General features: G+C 39.4%; 15 protein-coding genes. 7 read left to right on the forward strand and 8 right to left on the reverse strand.

Going from position 1 to position 19,300, the window contains the following annotated elements; genetic code table 11:
• Window positions 1–131: 131 nt before the first annotated feature.
• The 3 genes from ltrA to dnaK form a co-directional block, all read right to left on the reverse strand.
• On the reverse strand, window positions 132–1,406 hold the full coding sequence (gene ltrA, locus AC6H44_RS16065) for a group II intron reverse transcriptase/maturase (RefSeq protein ID WP_500737542.1): 1,275 nt from the start codon (window positions 1,404–1,406) through the stop codon (window positions 132–134).
• 787 nt (window positions 1,407–2,193) lie between these two features.
• Window positions 2,194–3,333 carry a molecular chaperone DnaJ gene (gene dnaJ, locus AC6H44_RS16070; RefSeq protein ID WP_500738823.1) on the reverse strand — a complete coding sequence of 380 codons (1,140 nt, stop codon included), beginning with the start codon at window positions 3,331–3,333 and terminating at the stop codon, window positions 2,194–2,196.
• A 215-nt stretch (window positions 3,334–3,548) separates the two neighbouring features.
• Window positions 3,549–5,465, reverse strand: coding sequence for a molecular chaperone DnaK (gene dnaK / locus AC6H44_RS16075; RefSeq protein ID WP_500738824.1), 1,917 nt, complete (start codon window positions 5,463–5,465; stop codon window positions 3,549–3,551).
• A 239-nt stretch (window positions 5,466–5,704) separates the two neighbouring features.
• Between dnaK and AC6H44_RS16080 the strand changes: the two genes are divergently transcribed.
• Complete coding sequence (locus tag AC6H44_RS16080) at window positions 5,705–6,514, forward strand: thioesterase family protein (protein ID WP_500738825.1); 810 nt, start codon at window positions 5,705–5,707, stop codon at window positions 6,512–6,514.
• Between the two features lie 3 nt (window positions 6,515–6,517).
• Here AC6H44_RS16080 and AC6H44_RS16085 read toward each other — a convergent pair whose 3' ends face one another.
• Window positions 6,518–7,291 carry a substrate-binding periplasmic protein gene (locus AC6H44_RS16085; RefSeq protein WP_500738826.1) on the reverse strand — a complete coding sequence of 258 codons (774 nt, stop codon included), beginning with the start codon at window positions 7,289–7,291 and terminating at the stop codon, window positions 6,518–6,520.
• Window positions 7,292–7,421: 130 nt separating this feature from the next.
• On the opposite strand from AC6H44_RS16085, the gene AC6H44_RS16090 reads away from it, so the two are divergent.
• From AC6H44_RS16090 to AC6H44_RS16100, 3 genes are read left to right on the forward strand one after another with little or no spacing between them, the layout of a single operon-like run.
• A complete protein-coding gene (locus AC6H44_RS16090; protein WP_500738827.1) occupies window positions 7,422–8,651 on the forward strand; it encodes a PqiA/YebS family transporter subunit in 1,230 nt (409 codons plus the stop codon).
• Entirely contained in the window at window positions 8,648–10,303 is a 1,656-nt protein-coding gene (gene pqiB, locus AC6H44_RS16095) for an intermembrane transport protein PqiB (protein WP_500738828.1), read from the forward strand. The genes AC6H44_RS16090 and pqiB overlap by 4 nt, the downstream gene beginning before the upstream one ends.
• Window positions 10,303–10,914, forward strand: coding sequence for a PqiC family protein (locus AC6H44_RS16100; protein WP_500738830.1), 612 nt, complete (start codon window positions 10,303–10,305; stop codon window positions 10,912–10,914). Before pqiB ends, AC6H44_RS16100 begins: the two co-directional genes overlap by 1 nt.
• Before the next feature lie 59 nt (window positions 10,915–10,973).
• Here the strand turns inward: AC6H44_RS16100 and AC6H44_RS16105 are convergent, their stop codons facing one another.
• A complete protein-coding gene (locus AC6H44_RS16105; protein WP_500738831.1) occupies window positions 10,974–13,856 on the reverse strand; it encodes an insulinase family protein in 2,883 nt (960 codons plus the stop codon).
• Between the two features lie 164 nt (window positions 13,857–14,020).
• Here AC6H44_RS16105 and AC6H44_RS16110 point away from each other — a divergent pair, with 164 nt between their 5' ends.
• On the forward strand, window positions 14,021–14,440 hold the full coding sequence (locus AC6H44_RS16110; protein WP_500738832.1) for an MAPEG family protein: 420 nt from the start codon (window positions 14,021–14,023) through the stop codon (window positions 14,438–14,440).
• A 42-nt stretch (window positions 14,441–14,482) separates the two neighbouring features.
• On the opposite strand, the gene AC6H44_RS16115 is transcribed toward AC6H44_RS16110, so the two are convergent.
• The gene (locus AC6H44_RS16115) at window positions 14,483–15,226 is read right to left on the reverse strand and encodes a peptidylprolyl isomerase (RefSeq protein WP_500738833.1); all 744 of its coding nucleotides are present in this window, start codon (window positions 15,224–15,226) and stop codon (window positions 14,483–14,485) included.
• Window positions 15,227–15,446: 220 nt separating this feature from the next.
• Here AC6H44_RS16115 and AC6H44_RS16120 point away from each other — a divergent pair, with 220 nt between their 5' ends.
• Both AC6H44_RS16120 and ushA read left to right on the forward strand, forming a co-directional pair.
• Window positions 15,447–15,638: a hypothetical protein gene (locus AC6H44_RS16120; protein ID WP_500738834.1), complete on the forward strand. Its 192-nt coding sequence runs from the start codon at window positions 15,447–15,449 to the stop codon at window positions 15,636–15,638.
• Between the two features lie 79 nt (window positions 15,639–15,717).
• Window positions 15,718–17,337 (forward strand): bifunctional UDP-sugar hydrolase/5'-nucleotidase UshA, encoded by a 1,620-nt coding sequence (gene ushA, locus AC6H44_RS16125; RefSeq protein ID WP_500738835.1) that lies wholly within the window; start codon window positions 15,718–15,720, stop codon window positions 17,335–17,337.
• Between the two features lie 28 nt (window positions 17,338–17,365).
• Here ushA and AC6H44_RS16130 read toward each other — a convergent pair whose 3' ends face one another.
• Together AC6H44_RS16130 and AC6H44_RS16135 are read right to left on the reverse strand one after the other, a co-directional pair.
• Window positions 17,366–18,307: a hypothetical protein gene (locus AC6H44_RS16130; RefSeq protein WP_500738837.1), complete on the reverse strand. Its 942-nt coding sequence runs from the start codon at window positions 18,305–18,307 to the stop codon at window positions 17,366–17,368.
• The gene (locus AC6H44_RS16135) at window positions 18,300–19,175 is read right to left on the reverse strand and encodes a type 2 periplasmic-binding domain-containing protein (RefSeq protein WP_500739152.1); all 876 of its coding nucleotides are present in this window, start codon (window positions 19,173–19,175) and stop codon (window positions 18,300–18,302) included. Before AC6H44_RS16135 ends, AC6H44_RS16130 begins: the two co-directional genes overlap by 8 nt.
• Window positions 19,176–19,300: the final 125 nt, after the last annotated feature.

The following is a 19,300-nucleotide window of genomic DNA, read 5'->3' on the forward strand; positions in this document are numbered from 1 at the left end:
AGTCCTCAATAAATTCTCGTACAATTTAGCATATTAAACATCGAGTAGGGTGAGGCTTTTGCCTCATCCCTCTCACAGAACCGTACGTACGGACCTCGTATACGGCTCCTGTATTCTTCTATCCCTTCGGCTTATTTACTAAACGCCGATTGAGCAAGCCATCCTGTACTTACTTTTTCCATTGAATATAAACCTAGCTCTTCAAACCATTGGTTTGGCATTGCTACACTCGATAATGGACTTAGGGAGTTTCGCCATGAGTTCATTTTTATAAACTTAAATGGCGGCTTTTTCCCTAATTGTTTTAGTCGTTTATGCAATCTCGCTGGATTTTTCCACAACCTTAACTGAATGGCCCTTAATCGGCGTCTTAACCACCCCGCAAGCTGAGTTAATGCTCGTTTACAATTGGCTATACTGAAATAATTTACAAAACCACGCACCACTGGGTTTAGTCTTTTTATTATTTCAACTAAGTTCATGCCGCTATTTCGTTTTGTTAATCGTTTAACTTTTTGTTTGAAGCCTTTGAGTTTTGACCCTTGGATCCATGTCCAATTACACCCTATCTCCACTCCCAAAAATTTTACCCCTTCACTGCTATGCGCTATGTGGGTTTTCTTTTGGTTGACTGTTAACTTCAAGTCTTTCTCCAGTATCTGGGTTGCTACAGTGAGTGCATGTTTCGCTGCTTTTTCTGTGCAGCATAAGATCAAAATATCGTCGGCGTACCTCACTATTCTGTGATTTCGCTTTTTCATTTCTTGATCGAACGCATCTAGGTAGATATTCGCCAACAATGGACTGATAACCCCTCCTTGTGGACTCCCTACCTCACTCGCTTCCCAATGATTGCCTATCATTACCCCACTTTTTAAAAACTGATTGAGCAGCTTTAAAATGCTACCGTCTGTCACTTTACGTTTGACGCTGCTAATAATTAAATCGTGATCTAACAGGTCAAAGCACTTCGACAGATCCATATCAACCACCCACTCACGCTGATATTTACGAATAAATACCGTGGCTTTGCTGATGGCATCATGGCAGCTTCGTTTCGGCCTGTACCCATAACTTGATGGGTGAAAGTCGATGTCGAAGATCGGTTGGAGAATGTTCAATAGCGCTTGTTGTACTATGCGATCGCGAACTGTTGGAATGCCCAGCAATCTCACGCCGCCATCGTCTTTCGGTATTTCTATCCGTTTGACCGGCTGCGCGCGATACTGCTTGCTTTGCAGTTCTCGTTGCAGTTGTTTCAAGTTTTCTTCTAAATTCAAGGCGAACGCGGCTATGGACTGCCCATCTATTCCGGCGGCTCCTTTTGCTGCTTTCACTTTTTTGAATCCCTTGTACAGGTTATTAATATCTAATAATTGCCCATACAAGCTGTAGTAAACTGTCATCAATTGCCTTTGCTTGCGGTATGTCTGTCGTTTCACATTGATGTATAGTGGTGTCCTTCATGATGACATTAGGTGTGCTAGCCCAGTGGCAATCTGCCTAAGTGGTCAATCATTACTCCCGTGCTCGGCCTTTAATTCTCAGCGTCCACATTCCTGCTTAGCCGTCATCTCTTGCCTATTTCCGTCGAAATACATGTGAGCCTATACGTCGATATTCCTGATTTTCATACTCTTAAAGAATACTTCCCCCCTTCGCAATCAATTAAAACTTTTGATTTAAATTGACCCTATCAGACACGCTGCTGATAGTCGGCTTGGTTTTGCCCTCCACACCATTACTGGCTTTCATCGGCCTAGCCTTACTCACTACTACGGGTTCATCTGCCACCTCACACCGACGTTAAACCTTGGGTTTCCCCTTGAGTTTAGGCCACTTATTTACACTAAGTTTAGATGCCAGGCTTCCCCAGTTACTGAACTGGCTCCCTGTTAGAAATTCCACCCTCAAGCACAGCATTGGTCTGACTAAGTATAGGGCGTTGCGCTATTTTGCACGCTGACCCACCAATGCTGCCGAAACAGGTTACGGTTAGTTGTGTACCTCTAACTTCTTATGGCTTCCTTCAGACCCCACCGTTGGCCAGTGACGCCCTTGCCATTCAGATTATCTTCCCCTTAGTCAGGGTGATTCAGATTTCTTTCAACCTGACGGGTTTGCCAGCTTCGCTGGGCAAACAAAAAAACGGCGCTTAAAAAAGCGCCGTTTTTAACTAATTAAGGCTATTAATTACTTAGTCAAATCATCAAAAAACTTTTTAACACCATCAAAAAAGCCTTGCTCTTTTGGGCGGTTTTTTGAGCTGTCTTTGCCCATACTTTCATCTAGTTCTTTAAGTAAGTCACGTTGACGTTCGTTTAAATTAACTGGCGTTTCAATCACAACCTTACAAATTAAATCGCCTTGTGCACCACTGCGTACTGATTTAACACCTTTTCCACGCATACGGAACATTTTACCCGTTTGTGTTTCTGATGGTATTTTGAGCTTAGCGCGCCCATCTAATGTTGGTACTTCAATTTCGCCGCCAAGACCCGCTGTGGTAAAACTAATAGGTACTTCACAGTATAAATTATTTGCTTCACGAACAAATATTTTGTGTTCACGAACAGACACTTGTACATACAAATCACCAGCTGGCGCGCCGTGCATCCCGGCTTCACCTTCACCAGATAAGCGAATACGGTCGCCCGTATCAACGCCTGCTGGGATTTTTACCGATAACGTTTTGGTTTTCTCTACACGGCCTTGACCATGACATTTATTACAAGGATCTGAAATGATTTGACCTTGTCCATGACAGGTAGGACACGTTTGTTGTACGGCAAAAAAACCTTGGCGCATTTGCACTTGGCCTGCACCATGACAAGTTGTACATGTTTTTGGCTTAGAGCCTGCTTTAGCTCCACTGCCATCACACGGCTCACAGCTTACCCATGTAGGCACTTTAATTTCGACGTCTTTACCACGAACCGCTTCTTCTAAGCTTAAGTCCATGTTGTAACGTAAATCTGAACCCCGTTGTTGGCGTGATTGACGTCGGCCACCGCCGCCGCCAAAAATATCACCAAATACGTCACCAAAAATATCACCAAAATCACCTTGACCGCCGCCAAAACCACCGTGACCACCGCCACCGCCTTGTTCGAAGGCCGCATGGCCGTATTGGTCATACATTTGACGCTTTTGCGAATCGGTTAGTATTTCGTAAGCGTCCTTTACTTCTTTAAACTTAGTTTCAAGGTCTTTATCACCGGCGGTACGATCGGGATGATATTTCATCGCTAAGCGCTTATACGCTTTTTTTATGTCTCGCTCACTCGCATCTTTGCTTACGCCGAGGGCTTCGTAATAATCGCGTTTTGACATGTTTATCACACTACTCTTTTGTATACGCAGCAATTGCTGCTGGACAAACCGATAAATCATATCGATTTATCATTGAATTTTTAAAGCACTTTACTTGCATCGCTTACATGCAAAAGGCGCGTTAAGCTTTAGCCTACGCGCCTCAGGTGTTCATCCTAACTTAAACACACAAGGTAGTCATGGTGTTTTAAGTTAGTGAGAAGCGTTAGTAACAATTACTTGTCGTCTTTAACTTCTTCAAACTCTGCATCAACAACATCGTCGTCTTGCTTTGCAGACTTTTGTTGTTCACCAGCGTCACCACCGGTTTGTTGTGCTTTAGCTTGAGCAATTTCCATCAGTTTTTGCGACTTTTCAGCCAGTGCTTGTGTTTTAGCTTCAATTTCTGCTTTGTCGTCGCTCTTAATGGCTGCTTCTAGGTCAACAACAGCCGCTTCAATCGCGTCTTTGTCTTCGCTTGGCAGTGCATCACCCGCTTCTTCAATTTGCTTACGTGTACCGTGAACAAGTGCATCAGCTTGGTTACGTGAAGCCACTAGCTCTTCAAACTTTTTATCGTCTTCGGCATGGGCTTCTGCATCGCGAACCATTTTTTCAACTTCTTCATCACTTAAACCTGAAGACGCTTGAATAGTAATTTTTTGCTCTTTACCTGTGTCTTTATCTTTAGCAGACACGTGTAAGATACCATCGGCATCTACATCAAATGTTACTTCAATTTGTGGAGTACCACGTTGTGCTGGGCGAATACCTTCTAGGTTAAATTGACCTAGCGATTTGTTGTCGCTTGAACGTTTACGCTCACCTTGTAACACGTGAATGGTTACCGCAGATTGATTATCTTCTGCCGTTGAGAATGTTTGCGATTTCTTAGTAGGGATCGTGGTATTTTTCTCAATCAGTGCAGTCATTACTGACCCCATCGTCTCAATACCTAGAGATAATGGTGATACGTCTAGTAACAGTACGTCTTTCACATCGCCTGCAAGTACACCACCTTGAATTGCAGCACCCACAGCTACCGCTTCATCAGGGTTAACATCTTTACGTGGCTCTTTACCAAAGAACTCTGCTACTGTTTTTTGAACAAGTGGCATACGCGTTTGACCACCTACAAGAATGATATCGTTGATATCGTTCACCGTTAGGTCAGCATCGGCAAGTGCGCGTTTAAGCGGCTCAATTGACTTAGTTATTAAGTCTTCAACCAGTGACTCAAGCTTAGCACGTGTTAGTTTCACGTTCATGTGCTTAGGACCTGACGCATCAGCCGTTATATACGGAAGGTTTACTTCTGTAGATTGTGCTGATGAAAGCTCAATTTTTGCTTTCTCGGCGGCTTCTTTAACGCGTTGCATTGCAAGCGGGTCAGTTTGTAAATCGATACCTTGGTCTTTCTTAAACTCAGCAACTAAGTAGTTGATAACACGGTTATCGAAATCTTCACCACCTAAGTGCGTGTCACCGTTAGTGGCAAGTACTTCAAAGGTGTGCTCGCCTTCAACTTCATCAATTTCAATGATTGATAAATCGAAAGTACCACCCCCTAAGTCATATACCGCTATTACGTTCTCACCACGATTTTTATCCATACCGTAAGCAAGTGCCGCGGCTGTTGGCTCGTTGATGATACGTTTTACTTCGAGACCGGCAATACGACCCGCATCTTTAGTTGCTTGACGTTGTGAATCGTTAAAGTATGCCGGTACGGTGATCACCGCTTCAGTTACTTCTTCACCTAAGAAGTCTTCCGCTGTTTTCTTCATTTTTTTCAACACTTCAGCAGAAATTTGTGGTGCAGCGCGTTTCTCGCCACCCGCTTCTACCCATGCATCGCCATTATCAGCTTTGATAATTTTAAAAGGCATGATGCCAATGTCACGTTGTACTTCTTCGTCTTCAAAACGACGACCAATTAAACGTTTAATTGCAAATAATGTGTTTGTTGGGTTAGTTACCGCTTGACGTTTTGCAGGTTGACCAACTAACGTTTCACCGTCTTGCGTGTATGCAATGATAGACGGCGTTGTACGATCGCCTTCTGCATTTTCAATAACACGTGCTTTACCACCATCAAGTACTGCAACACAAGAGTTAGTAGTACCTAAATCAATTCCAATAATTCTACCCATGAACTTTCTCCAACTTCTTAATTCGTTAATACGTTCGATGACTAGTTAATAGGGATGCCACAAACTTAATTCAACTGTAAAAATGAAAAAAAATTCATTTTTTTTAGTTTATTTACTAAATAACCCTAAAAACAGTAAGGATTGCTCACTTTTGTCTATCTAGCGGCTATTTTATTATCTGGTCTGATGAGTTTACGTGTGATATAAATTCTCTAAATAATACTAAAAGGACATTATTCATGCACTTTGAACAATTACTGCAACAAGCAGCCAATATCAGCCAAGAAACCGAAAAATTAGCGAATACGATGACGTTCCCGACTAACTGGTGCCAGGGGCGTACAGCGTTTGGCGGGCTCTCTGCTGCGCTACTTTATCAAGCAATGCGCAATAAAGTAGATTCATCAAGAAGGCTGCTTTCTTTAAGTACAAATTTTGTAGGGCCTTTATTAGCTGAACAGCCATTTTCGTTATCGGTAGAAATACTACGAGAAGGAAAAAGCAGCACCCAGGTGCTCGCCAAAGCAATTCAAGATGATGCCGTATGTGTTATTGTGCAAGCCTGCTTTGCTAAAAACCGTCATTCATCAATTAATGTACCGGTATCAAAGTCGCTAACCTTACACCCTGTCAACGAACGTCAGTGTCTGGGCTTTGTGCCCGGGCAAATGCCAGAATTTTTTCAGCATGTTGATTTATGCCCGCAACAAGGGGCTATGCCATTTAGTCACGCTGAAACCTCTCATCTAGGTGGCTGGATGCGTTTTAAACACACACCTGAACACATTACAGAAGCGCATGTTATCGCGCTAACTGATGCATGGCCGCCAACATTACTGCAAATGTTCAAGCAACCGGCACCAGCCAGTAGCATGTCGTGGTATTTAGAATTTGTTCAAGCGCCTAATTTAGCGCCGGGTGAATGGTTAGGATTCGAAGCAATAACGCATCACTGTAAAGATGGTTATGGCCTTGAAGATGGCTGTATCTGGTCACAATCAGGTGAACTTATTGCATTAACTCGACAAACAGTCGCATTATTTGATTAAAAATTATTGAAAGCGGATGATATCAGGCTCGCTATACTGTTTATCTAAGTTCAGTATAATCGTCTGATATTCCCCGTTTTGAATTATGTTTGCCAATCCTTTATCAAATCGTTGCCTGAGTAAATCATCATTAAAATACGCAGGTCTTGGTGCGGGCGGAAAAATAGTGTGGATCACAACATCTTCAGTGGTATGCGTTTTTTGATATTCTTTTAAATAATAAAAAAATATACGTCTATCAAGGATAATGGTATCGACCCATCCTGTCATTAAATGGTGTATTTGGGCCTTTTGATTAAGTACCTCTTCATAACCTCTCAAGTTTTCTACGTTGTGGCCAAACTCTTTGGGTAAATAAGCTGGCGCATTTTGAAACGCTAACACACTTTTAGTTGTCAAATCGTAAATAGAATTAATACTGAATTTGCTTTTTTTAAGACTTACCACCACGTTTTCATAATTAATAACTGACTGACTTCGGTATATTCCAGCCATTAAACTACCCGAATAGTTTAATGCAATATCAGCATGGCCTTGGTTTAATGAGGCATCTGCACGCTGATTCGACATATAATGTACAGCAACGTCATTTATATTTTGATTGCTAAGCGCTGCTTTGACAATGTCGAGTTGAATACCTGAGTTATTCTCACTAACTACATAAGGCACAACGGTTGGGTTAGCAGCAATAATAACCGGCCCTTGGCTTTTATCCTCAGTGAAAGCACGACTATTACTACTTAAACATACTGCTATCAGTAAAAACACAAGTTTCACACCATCTCCTAATCCGTTTTTATTGAGGCTGTTTTTATGATTATATTTTGAATAATTTAGCCATAGTGTTTGTATTTAGCTAACAACTATAGCAAACTTTAAACACTTGATTTAATCATAAGCTATTAATTTGCAAACTGCCTGCCCAAGCTGTGATCTTATTATTGAGATTCCTGATATTAGCGCTAAACAAGTCGCGTTATGTCCGCGATGTAGCCATAAAGTGCGCGGCATAAATATTGATCATGACACAGAAATAGTTGCACTGAGTTTAAGTGCATTGTTAATGTTGCTCAGTAGTATGTTTTACCCTTTTATTTCTTTTAGTAGCAATGGCATTACTCAAACAATCACTTTACCAGATGCTGCGCGCATTTTATTTAATTATGACAGTGACTTGCTTGGGCTTTTTATTGATATTAGTATTATTATTTTACCCATGAGTTTACTGATCATTTTGATCCCTTTGCATTTAGGACTATTAAAAGCACTCCCGCAAACCTATGCGAGAAAGTTATTAAAATTCACCTTAACATTAGAACCATGGATCATGTCAGAAATTTTTTTAATTGGCGTTTTAGTCAGCATGGTAAAAATAATGTCATTAGCAGAGGTTAGTTTTGGTATTAGTTTTTTTGCGTATGCGGGATTTGTTATTTTTTATGTTAGTGCGTTAACGCGCTTAAATCGCGCTCGGCTGTGGTCACAAATAAGTCCTGCTATTAGACTTCAAAATATGACCGACGCTGATAGAGCAATCGATGACAATATAAAAGCCTGTCATGTTTGTCATCAACTAAGTGTTGATGCCACCTGTCCCCGCTGCCACAGTAAAACTTATTTAAGAAACCCTCATAGTGTACAAAAAGCAGCCGCATGGCTAATTACTTCGCTAATTTGTTATATCCCCGCAAACCTTTTGCCAATTATGTACACTGTCAGCCTTGGGGAGGAGATGCCCGCAACGCTTATCTCTGGTGTTATTACATTGTGGCATAGCGGCTCTTATCCCATTGCACTTATTATATTTGTTGCCAGCGTCGTGGTACCGTTAGCCAAAGTGCTTATATTAAGTTTTTTATGTTTTATGGTTACAAAACCTGCCAATCTGCATACAAAAGGTTACACGAAAGTGTATCAACTTACTGAATTTATTGGGAAATGGTCTATGATAGATGTGTTTGTTGTGGCTATATTAGTTGCACTTGTGCAACTAGGGAACTTAATGTCAGTCATACCGGGATTAGGGATTGTCTTTTTTACTGTTATGGTATTGTGCCAAATGATGGCCGCACACGCGTTCGACCCTCGCTTGCTGTGGGATTCACCTAAAAATAATAACCCAGAGATTAAAGCATGACTAAAACAGCCAACGTAGTACACAAAACATCTATTTCTGCGATTTGGATCATTCCAGTTGTTGCCTTAATTGTGGGTATTTGGATGCTTTATCAGTATCAATTAAATAAAGGGCAAACCATTTACATTACGATGCCTCAAGCCGAGGGGATTATTGCTGGTAAAACAGAAATAAAAGTACGTAGTGTTAAAATCGGTCAAATTGATCACCTACGCCTATCCGACAGTCAAGACAGTGTTATTGCACGAGCACAAATAGATAAAAACTATGATAGCTTGCTCACGGATGATGCCAGTATTTGGGTGGTAAAACCCCGCATAGATGAAACCGGTATTAGTGGTATGAACACATTACTTTCAGGCGTTTATTTAGAGCTTTCACCAGGGGAAAGTAAACAATTAAAAAAACAATTCACCCTTCAAGAAGAGCCTGCTCTTATTGGTAAAGATGTGCAAGGTGGGCGCTTTAAATTGCTTAGTTACAATGCAGAAGTGCTGGATGTAGGTACCGGAATATTTTTTAAAAACTACAAAATAGGCCAAATAGAAACGGCAAGCTTTGATTGGAAAAATCAATCAATGCAATACGGTATTTTTATTAAAGCACCTTATGAAAACTTGATCACTTTGAATTCTATTTTTTGGGTAAACTCGGGGATTGAATTTGATCTCTCTGCCGATGGCATAAATATTAACACCGGGTCGTTAAGTAAATTATTAAAAGGGGGGATTTCTGTTGGGTTACCAGAGCGCCAAGCACCTGGCGATTTAGCTAACATGGGGCATACTTTTTCATTAAGCCAAAGTTACAAAAAGGCGCTGGAAGAGCGATTTTATGACTTTGATTATTACCTTATTGAATTTGAGCAATCAATTCGCGGGTTACGTGTAGGAGCCCCAGTAGAATATCGTGGAACACGTGTAGGCACGGTAGTAGAGGCACCCGCGAATGTCATTATTGATGGTAAACCCGCTCACTTTAGAGCTAAAAATACCGCCGTGCCGGTGCTAATTAAAATTGAATTTGGTCGTTTGTACCATAACAATGTTGTAGCAAAAAAGTATTGGCAAACAAGCGTTGAAGAATGGATTAAAAATGGTATGAGAGCATCACTTAAACCAGGTAACTTACTGACCGGTGCGGTTTACGTTGATTTTGACTTTTATACTGACACCCCAAAAAGCGAGCTGAAAAAGCTTGCTCAATACGATGTATTCCCAAGCGTATCAAGCGGCATAACCGTACTTGCCGACCAAGTATCCGATGTGCTTAATAAAGTTAATAAATTACAAATTGAAGACAGCTTGGCAAAAATGCAAACGACCTTTACCGAGTATCAATTACTGGCCAGTGAGATGCGTACTTTGTTGAGTAAACCAGGTGCACAAAATTTAGCGGTTGATTTTAATCGCAACTTTGAAAAAATGACTAAAAGCATGGAGCAATTTGAAATAGCCATGCGTCAGTTTGATAAAACGATGGCCAGTTACCAAGCTGGATCACAGTTACACCATCAATTACAACAAACGCTGCAAGAAGTTAAACGTTTGACAGAAGAGTTTCAGCCGTTTACCCAAAGTTTAAATGAGCAACCCAATATGCTTATTTTCGATAAGTCATTACCCGCAGATCCACAACCAAGGAAGCAATAATGAAACGCCTTTTTTTAATAGCCTTGGTGCTTTTGCTTGTTAATGGATGTAGCTCAGCTATACAAACGGCTATTCAATATTATCAATTTGAGCAACCTATTTCGGTGACTTCACGCAATGTAAATGACACTTATGCGCAGTTAAGAATACAAACAGTGACACTCAGAGGCGCACTAAATAATCGTGGCATTGCGATGAAGGTAGATAGTAATCAGGTTCATGCTGCTAATTATCATCTATGGGGTGAATCTCCCGATGTGATGCTAACAACAAGTGCACAACAAACCTTGTTTGATAGCATGACAAACTGGATGGTTATTAAAGGCTTGCCAGTGATCACTAATCAAAAGCAACAAACATTTTATGAATTAGAGTACGAGCTACATCACTTTAATGGCGATATACAAGGTAACGCGGATATTTCAGGACTGTGGCGCCTCTATTACACAGACCCAGATACAGGGAGGCAATTGATAAGCGTCCACAATTTTTCAGTTATTGAAGCTATAGAAGAGGATGGCTATGATGCTTTAGTCACTTCGCTTGAAGCTATTTGGCATAAAGTTAATCTTAATGTTGCGCAAGAGATCGAAAAGTCACGACTGCAATAGCTATCAACCCCCAGTCAACGTTGACTGGGGGTGAGTGTTAATTGCCAAACACGTTTAATTTACTTTTGCACTTTGATGCTGTTGTAGTACGCATCTAAATGGGTCACTTTCGTTTGGTTTGGTAAATCAGCAAATTCACTATCACTAAACTTACTGCCGCGTAACTGCACATTTAAGCGTGCAGCTTGTGGGTTTAACATTGTTTGCTGGTAATAGTCTTTAATATCAGCAAGCGTGACTTTTTCTACTTCTGCAATTAACCTCTCTTTTGAGTCAAAATCGAAATTTTCACGATACCAGTCGTTAATGAGCGGGCTCATTTCATCGTTTAAATTCTTTGGCTGTTCTTTTAACGACACTAACGTTGCATTTTTAAGCTGCGCGAACGTCTCCTCTGTCATATTTTTAAGTTCAACAGCATATTCTTTTTTGAACTTATCAAAACGTGCTTGAATCTCTTTTGGGCCTTTCACTGGTGTTTGAATAAATAAGCCTAAACCCGAGTAATCCTCAATAGGACGCGCCAATGCGCCAACAGCATAAGCTAATTGCTCCTCTGTGCGCATTTTATCAAATGCAATTGTTCTGAAGTGCCCTTGTAAAACCGCCGCCTGTGCTTTTTGTTTATAACCAGGTATTGGATGAATGGTCATATCCACTACCGCTACATCTGCTACATCAATGTCTTTATGTAACACGCGCGCTTCGCCTAGTTGCGGTAACCACGCTTGACTGCGCGCAAACTCAGTTTCAGTATGATTACTCGGTAAAATAGCCGTTAACTCAGCAGCAACCGCATCAATATCTTGTTGGTTATAGTTACCATAGCTAAATACACGTACGTTATTATTTGCTAATGTGCTTTGTTTTAACGCTTGTAAGTCAGCTATTGTCAGTGATTTTGCAGCCTTAATAAGCGCATCAGTGTCAAAGTTACCCGTACGAGTCAGTTTTGAATATTCAGCAAATGCTTGGGCGTACGGAAACTGTTTTTGCTGGTTTAGTAAATCACGTTGATAGCGGTCAATCGCTTGCTCAAATGCCTGTGCAGAAATGTCGTTATCGAATCCTGCTAAGGCTTGTTTTAATAAAACGTCTTGCTTATCAGTAAAACCACTTAACGATAACACCAACCCATTACTTGGGCTTAAATTAATATTCATACCGGCAATGGCTGCTTCAGTTCGCAACTGACTTAGCTCAGTGTTATATAAGTCAGCCCATACTGAATAAAGTACCGTTGAGTTAATATCTTGCAAGCCGGTTTGTGTATTGATGTAAACCTCAATTAAACCTTTTGGTTGCTCTGCAAATTGTTGACTTGCTTGGCGCCAAATTTTAACTCCGTTTTTATCATAACTAAGTTCAGGGTGTTTCTGCTGCTCAAATGCTTGCGTTTTAATTGCAAAACTCTCTGGTAATAAGTTATTGACACTGGGTAAGGCTAAATTAAACTTACTTGGCGTATCCCAGCTGGCAATTTCTTCAGCACTTATGTCACTAATTCGGTATTTACCATCATAAAAATGTAATTGTGAATCTGTGTCTTCTTGTTGCGAAATATACCAAACACGTAAGGTCTCTGCGTTAAGCTGTTTCAACACATTATTAACCGCATCAGCATCAAACTGGGCATAATGGTATGGCGCATTAATCGCATGATTTAACGGGTAGTCTTGCATACTCTGAGTAAGCGCACTGACGTAGTTAAATTCATCGCCTTTTTCTAGAAATTTAAATTGATTATTTAAAGAAGTACGAATTTCATTAAAATACTTACTATCAACGCCTTCTCGTTTTATTAAATCGATGTATTGCATAATAGTCGCTACGATTGACTCACGGTTTTTCATCCCTTCATCAGTCAGCTCTAAATTTACATTTAACGAGCCATAGTTACCGTATTGATTTGGTGAAGCCGAGGCTGATAATTGCGATACCCAGCCTTTATCGCGTAGTATTTGTGCTGGGCTACCTGGCATCTCATTACTAAGTAAATAAGCAACAAAACGGTTGGGCTTAACTGCAAATTCAGATTGGTTATTAGTGATTGTAAAGTCGAGTTGTAGTTGTTTAACATCTTCATTGGGTGAATAAAAAACACGTTTTCCGCCGGCATTATCAAAATCTAACGTGGCCGATACTTTAGGCTTTTCAATGTTTTTATTTTCAATATCTGCAAAGTATTTTTGTGCTTTTTTCTGCATTTCTGCAATCGGTAGATTAGAAATAAGCGCGACCTTCATAATATTTGAAGAATAGTATTTATTATAAAATTCCACCGTTTCTGTATGGAGTGAACTGCCTTCTTTATCCCCTAGTGTTTCAAGGTTACCAATTAAAAACCGATTAGCGGGGTGGTCACCCATCATTTTACGGGCAAGTTTAAACTGACCAAAAAAATCCATTTCACGACGCATTGACCATTCAGCATTAACTGCATTTTTCTCTTTGTCTGTGTATTCAGGGTAAAGCTTAGGGGCTTTAAAAAAGTCAGAAAAGCGGTCTAATCCTTCATCAAACGCATCGTTATTAACTTTAAACATGTAATTAGTAATATCGAGCCAAGTATAGGCATTATGCGCCCCGCCATTTTTAGTCATAAAATCAGAGTACCCTTTGGTATCAGGGTAACGTTCTGTGCCCAAAAACAACATATGTTCTAGGTAATGCGCCATACCTTGTTGACTCATTGGGTCGTGTAACAGGCCTACACCTACACTTAATGAGGCCGCTGATTTTTCAGCACGCGGATCTGAGACTAAAATCACTTCAATATCATTAGCAAGTGTTAGTGTTTTGTACTCACGGCTGTCATTAGGGCTGACAACGAGTGTTGGTGATAAAAGAGATGTTGATGATGATTGAGACAGTGACGCGGTATTTGAGCAGCCACTTAATATTGCCAGTGCAATCGCACTTAAGCCGATGATGTGTTTCATTTTAGTTTTATCCATTGTGTTAAATACGCACTTAAGGTGATAAAAAGGGTTAAATCAGCTATAAACTACCATTATAAATTAAAACTATGCTACTAATTAACATTTAAATATGTAACACATTGTGAATAACAATCGAATACTCAAAGAAAATAATAAGGAAAATGATGGAAAAAATGATAATAATGGCCATGTTTGCTCAAGTAGTACTTTCATTAATTGTAATGATAGTGATGGGAAAACGTCGGTTTGCAGCGGCTAAAAACAAACACATACAGTTAAGCGATTTTGCCGCTATGCACCTTGAAAAGGCCGGCGACGATGTAAGGGTTGCTGATCGTAACTTTACTAATCAATTTGAAATACCTGTGCTTTTTTACGGCGGATGTTTACTTGCGTTGCAACTAAATATGGCAACTGTTGCTGTCGCTATATTGGCGTGCTTATTTGTGTTCACGCGGATCATCCACAGTATTATCCATCTTGGTCGTAATCATTTAAGAGTGCGTTTTAGGGTGTTTTTGTTGGGGTGTTTATCTGTATTTGTAATGTGGGCGTTATTAGTTGTGGGCATTTTTTACAGATAAAAAAAACGGCGGATTTAGACATTCGCCGTTACTTTTAATGGCTTATTTTGTGCGTTTTAACCTAGGTGCTACTAAAAATAGTACAGCTAAAAGCCACGCCATACTGCCACTTGAATCAGCGTTTTGTGGAGGGGTAACGTCTACGTTGTCAATTAATGTATTTTCAATCGGTGCTAAGCTTTGTGCTGAATTAGGATCGTCATCAAGCACCACTACACTTTGAATTGACACCAAGTTTTGATTACTAATGACCACACCTTCATCTGAACATTGCTCTTTAGTAATACCAACGACTGGCACTTGTGAACAATGCACTAATGCCGCAATTTTATCTAAGGTTACTTGGCTTTGTGCGCTTACTTGCCCAAAAACCGTAAACCCACCATTTTGTAAATCTAGATTTTGACTATTATCGCTCATGTTAAAAAACCATTGGCTGGTCGCACTGTTTTTATTCCCTTCCTGCTTTGCCATGGCAATGGTGCCTTTTACATTTGAATACACAGGTTCGTTAATAACCGCAGGCTTGGTGGTAATTGGATCCATTTTATCAGAAAACGTAAAACCCACTCCTTGAATAATAAACGTGTCAATGGAGCGATGTATTACTGTTTGGTTATATGCTGCATCGTCAACATAACTCAAGAAATTTTCTACTGTTTTAGGTGTTTGTTGATCAAACAAGTTAATTTCGATAGTTCCTTGACTGGTTTGTATTTCGACGATTGTTGCTACGCTTGAAAAACTGACTGCCGTTAAAATTGACGCTAAGATAATCTTCTTCATCACTGTTCCTATTTTTTATTGTCATTAGAGTTAGGGCTACAGAGTAGTGTTTTTCATATTATAAATCGATATAGGAGCAACTAACGCTACAAATCACACCAAAGTGATTACATTAACGTTACAACTGTTTACATTTTAATTTTAAACTGGACTAGCTGTTTAATTATTAATTGCGCATTTTTTGTTATCATCAAACAAACATTAATAGGAGTAAATAATAATGACAAACAACACGACTATTTGTGACTTTGGATTGCACCAAGGGGAATCGTACACCGACCTACCTGTGAGTTTTTTAATTTGGATGGTAGAGATTAACCATCAAAAATCTCAGTATGCACGCGATGAACTTGCACGCAGAAGGCGAGTAGTCGAACAGCAACGTGAAGCTTCACTGTCTGAAAAAACATGAAGAAGTACGTTTTTTTAACTTCAAACTAGTTTAAACTAGCCGCCTACTATACTGGGTTTTGTTAATTGATAGGTATTTTATGCGTACTCTTATTTTTCTGGTTTTTTTTATTGGTTTATATGGCTGTGCCAGCGACTCTGTTGATAAACCTACAGCACAATATTTAACTATTCTTCATACCAATGATAACCATGGACGCTTTTGGCACAACGAAAAAGGCGAGTATGGAATGGCAGCGCGTAAAACTTTAATCGATCAGTTACGCTCTGAAGCAAAAACAAAAGGCCATCACCTGTTATTACTTTCTGGTGGCGATATTAATACCGGCATTCCTGAGTCTGATCTACAGTTTGCAGAGCCCGATTTTAAAGGCATGTCAAAAATTGGTTATGACGCAATGGCACTTGGCAATCATGAGTTTGACAACCCATTAACCGTATTAAAACAACAGCAGCAATGGGCCAACTTTCCTATGCTATCAGCCAATATTTTTGACAAGCGAACGGGCGAAGCACTTTTTAAACCCTATAAAATATTTAATAAAGGTGAGTTAACTATTGCTGTAATTGGTTTAACAACCACTGATACCGCTAAAATTGGTAATCCTCAATATATTAAACATTTAGACTTTAAAGATCCCGTTGAAGTAACCGCTTCACTTAGCCAAAAAATAAACACAAAATATAAGCCTGATATAACAATTGCAGTTACCCACATGGGCCATTATGTCGATGCCAATTATGGAATAAATGCCCCTGGCGACGTTACTTTAGCCCGCTCATTGCCTACCCGCGCCCTTGACATAATTATTGGCGGTCACTCACAAGAGCCGGTGTGTATGGCGGCAAAAAATGTGAGCGATGAGAATTTTGTGCCAGGTTTAGCCTGTAAACCTGATCAGCAAAATGGAACATGGATAATGCAAGCCCACGAATGGGGAAAATATGTAGGTAAAGCGGAGTTTAAATTAGAAAACGGTCAATTATCACTGCTTAGTTATCAACTATTACCGGTTAATTTATATGTAGATAAAAAGCAGCAAGATGGCAGTATTAAAACAGCGCTTGCGGCAGAGTATATAAAACCAGATCCTGCACTACAAACATTCCTAGCCGCTTATCAAGACAAAGGGGCTAAACAAATTGAAGGGAAAATTGGTTACGTTAACCAACGACTCGAAGGCGACAGGAACAAAGTGCGCTTTGAGCAAACAAATCTTGCTCGCGTTATTATTCAAGCACAAATGAATAGTGTAGGTGCCGACTTTGGTATTATTAGTGGTGGCGGTGTTCGCGATAGCATTAATGCAGGTGACGTTAGCTACAAAGATATACTAAAAGTTCAACCTTTTAAAAATCGCATTGCTTATATCGATTTTACAGGTAACGACATTTTAGATTATTTAAACGTGGTAAGCCGATTTCCACCCGATTCGGGGGCTTATATGCAATACCATAATATTACGTTTGAGCTTGAAAAAGATCGGGTAAAAAATGTATTAATAGCCAATCAACCGCTTGATGTAAACAAAACATATCGTATGAGTATTAATGCATACAGTGCCTCTGGAGGCGATAGTTACCCAAATATCACTCAAGAAAAAGGCTTCGTCAGCACCGATGAAACCGACTCACAAGCATTAAAACGATTTTTCACAGAGCATAGCCCCATTAACGCGGCTGATTTCGAACCCAAATAACCTCAAAGAGTAGGAAAGTAGAGTCTATTTACTTTCCTACTATTTCTACATTTCCCTTTGCTATATTTACTAAACCATAGCTGTGCATTCGTGAACGCGACCCCTCACCAAAAGCTTTTGGCGGATAGTAAATATCTTTATATTCTGGGTAGTCACTTAACACTTCATCTAACGCGGTGCGTATTTCACTGAGTGTTTTTTCTAAACTATTATTAAAGTTTGGGCGTTTTCGAATTGTGTGGCCAAGCTCAACTAAACGAAGAAAATATTTATTCGCCAGTTCAATTAATTCCTCGGGTACATGCTGCTGATGACTGAGTTTTACCTTTGAATTTTCAATGCAATACTCAACTAATGCCAAATAAAAACATAACGGTTTATTGGCAAGCGACACCTGCTGCTCAGGCGCTAACTGACTAGACAGTGTTTTACTATTAAGATTAATAACAAGCGACACAGGTTTTGCGGTCAAATGATTATGACTGTGTAATGTAATCAACTTTTTATTTTCAACTAAATACGCCTGCCTGATAGTAAATCCGATTAACGCACTTAAGCCTAATAATATTATATGCACTAACACAATATTTACTGTGAAATAAGGTTGATTTAAACTTAAAACAATTAACACAACCCCATGGTTACTATTTAGCTTACGTATAAATTGATCAGCCTTTAACGAGTAGTTAAATGTATATTGTGGCTCTATCGCAATTACTTCTATGCCCGTGTCTTTGATAACCGTATTGAATTTTTGAATATAACTAAGCACCGCGGCTTTATTTCCCGAGTGCTTAAGCAACTCATTGGATAAGTCCAATAAAGGAAGATCCAAAGCAATCTGTTTTTCTATTTCTGTTATTTTAAGCGTGGTAATGTGCGTTTGCTTCTGAATAGTTGAAAAATAAAAAACCAATGAAAAAATTAAAAATAACGCAACCGAATAAAGTAGCCATATAAATTTACTCATATTGCGCCCCTTTAAAGGTAACGGGATAAGAATCACATAACCAGAATGGTTCTATATTTTGGTAATATTGATACGACTGCTCTTTAGACATATTAAGTAAGTGAGACTGAACCGCACAGAGTAAATCAGTATTGTTATGCTGCATTTTAAAATACCAACGTGTACCTGACACATTACTACTTATCGGTGCAATATAATTTTTAGACAGTTGCTTAGTATCACTCTCCTTCCAAAAAGAGGCAATAATATCTACTTTTCCATTTGCCAATAAGTCACGTAATTCATTGTGCGAACTTGCATAGGTTATATTTAGATTGGCTAAATTAATTCCCAACTCTTTAAATATCTGCTTGGGTAATATATGCCCCGAACGACTAGTAGGATAATCCAACAAGCCTATTTTTTTGTCTAAAAAGTAGTGTTTGGTGATTTTAGGTTTTTCTTTTGCGGAGATAAAAAATGCAGTGTAGTCAGAAAATCCAACAATAGGCTGATAATTGTAAGTCGATTGAGCATTAAATGCGTCCATAATATTATTTTTTGCTAGGATTAAATCTGCAATTCCTTTTCCTACAAATTCTAAGCTATCAACCGTTCTATAACCCCAGTAACCAACAACAGAGCCATATTGCTTAGCAACCACACTGTCGGAACATAACGTGTCAGTAAGCAATTTGGCAACTTTTCTCGATGGTGTAAAAATAATAAGTCGGTTGTTATTCGCCTTTGCCGCTGTAAAACATTGCGCTGACGTTTCTATCATTACTGGAAAGTCTACATGTTTACTACTAACAACCACTTGGCCGCTAAACCAACTAAACACCAAGGCAGTAAACATAAATATAACAATGGCTGTTTTATGCAACATTAACTTTTTAATATTCAAAAAAAACTACCGAAATAATAACAATGGGTTATTTGAACAATTTTTATTACTTATTACAACAAGTAATTTTACTTGTTATGAATAACCAATTGATATTGTTTACTTTT

The sequence above is a fragment of the Pseudoalteromonas sp. TAP-3C genome (assembly GCF_059888565.1).

What these genes read in the sequence shown, in the direction of transcription:
- ltrA (WP_500737542.1), bottom strand. Translation starts at nt 1,406, where the DNA reads ATGACAGTTTACTACAGCTTGTATGGGCAATTATTAGATATTAATAAC.
- dnaJ (WP_500738823.1), bottom strand. Translation starts at nt 3,333, where the DNA reads ATGTCAAAACGCGATTATTACGAAGCCCTCGGCGTAAGCAAAGATGCG.
- dnaK (WP_500738824.1), bottom strand. Translation starts at nt 5,465, where the DNA reads ATGGGTAGAATTATTGGAATTGATTTAGGTACTACTAACTCTTGTGTT.
- AC6H44_RS16080 (WP_500738825.1), top strand. Translation starts at nt 5,705, where the DNA reads ATGCACTTTGAACAATTACTGCAACAAGCAGCCAATATCAGCCAAGAA.
- pqiB (WP_500738828.1), top strand. Translation starts at nt 8,648, where the DNA reads ATGACTAAAACAGCCAACGTAGTACACAAAACATCTATTTCTGCGATT.
- AC6H44_RS16100 (WP_500738830.1), top strand. Translation starts at nt 10,303, where the DNA reads ATGAAACGCCTTTTTTTAATAGCCTTGGTGCTTTTGCTTGTTAATGGA.
- AC6H44_RS16105 (WP_500738831.1), bottom strand. Translation starts at nt 13,856, where the DNA reads ATGAAACACATCATCGGCTTAAGTGCGATTGCACTGGCAATATTAAGT.
- AC6H44_RS16110 (WP_500738832.1), top strand. Translation starts at nt 14,021, where the DNA reads ATGGAAAAAATGATAATAATGGCCATGTTTGCTCAAGTAGTACTTTCA.
- AC6H44_RS16115 (WP_500738833.1), bottom strand. Translation starts at nt 15,226, where the DNA reads ATGAAGAAGATTATCTTAGCGTCAATTTTAACGGCAGTCAGTTTTTCA.
- AC6H44_RS16120 (WP_500738834.1), top strand. Translation starts at nt 15,447, where the DNA reads ATGACAAACAACACGACTATTTGTGACTTTGGATTGCACCAAGGGGAA.
- ushA (WP_500738835.1), top strand. Translation starts at nt 15,718, where the DNA reads ATGCGTACTCTTATTTTTCTGGTTTTTTTTATTGGTTTATATGGCTGT.
- AC6H44_RS16130 (WP_500738837.1), bottom strand. Translation starts at nt 18,307, where the DNA reads ATGAGTAAATTTATATGGCTACTTTATTCGGTTGCGTTATTTTTAATT.
- AC6H44_RS16135 (WP_500739152.1), bottom strand. Translation starts at nt 19,175, where the DNA reads ATGTTGCATAAAACAGCCATTGTTATATTTATGTTTACTGCCTTGGTG.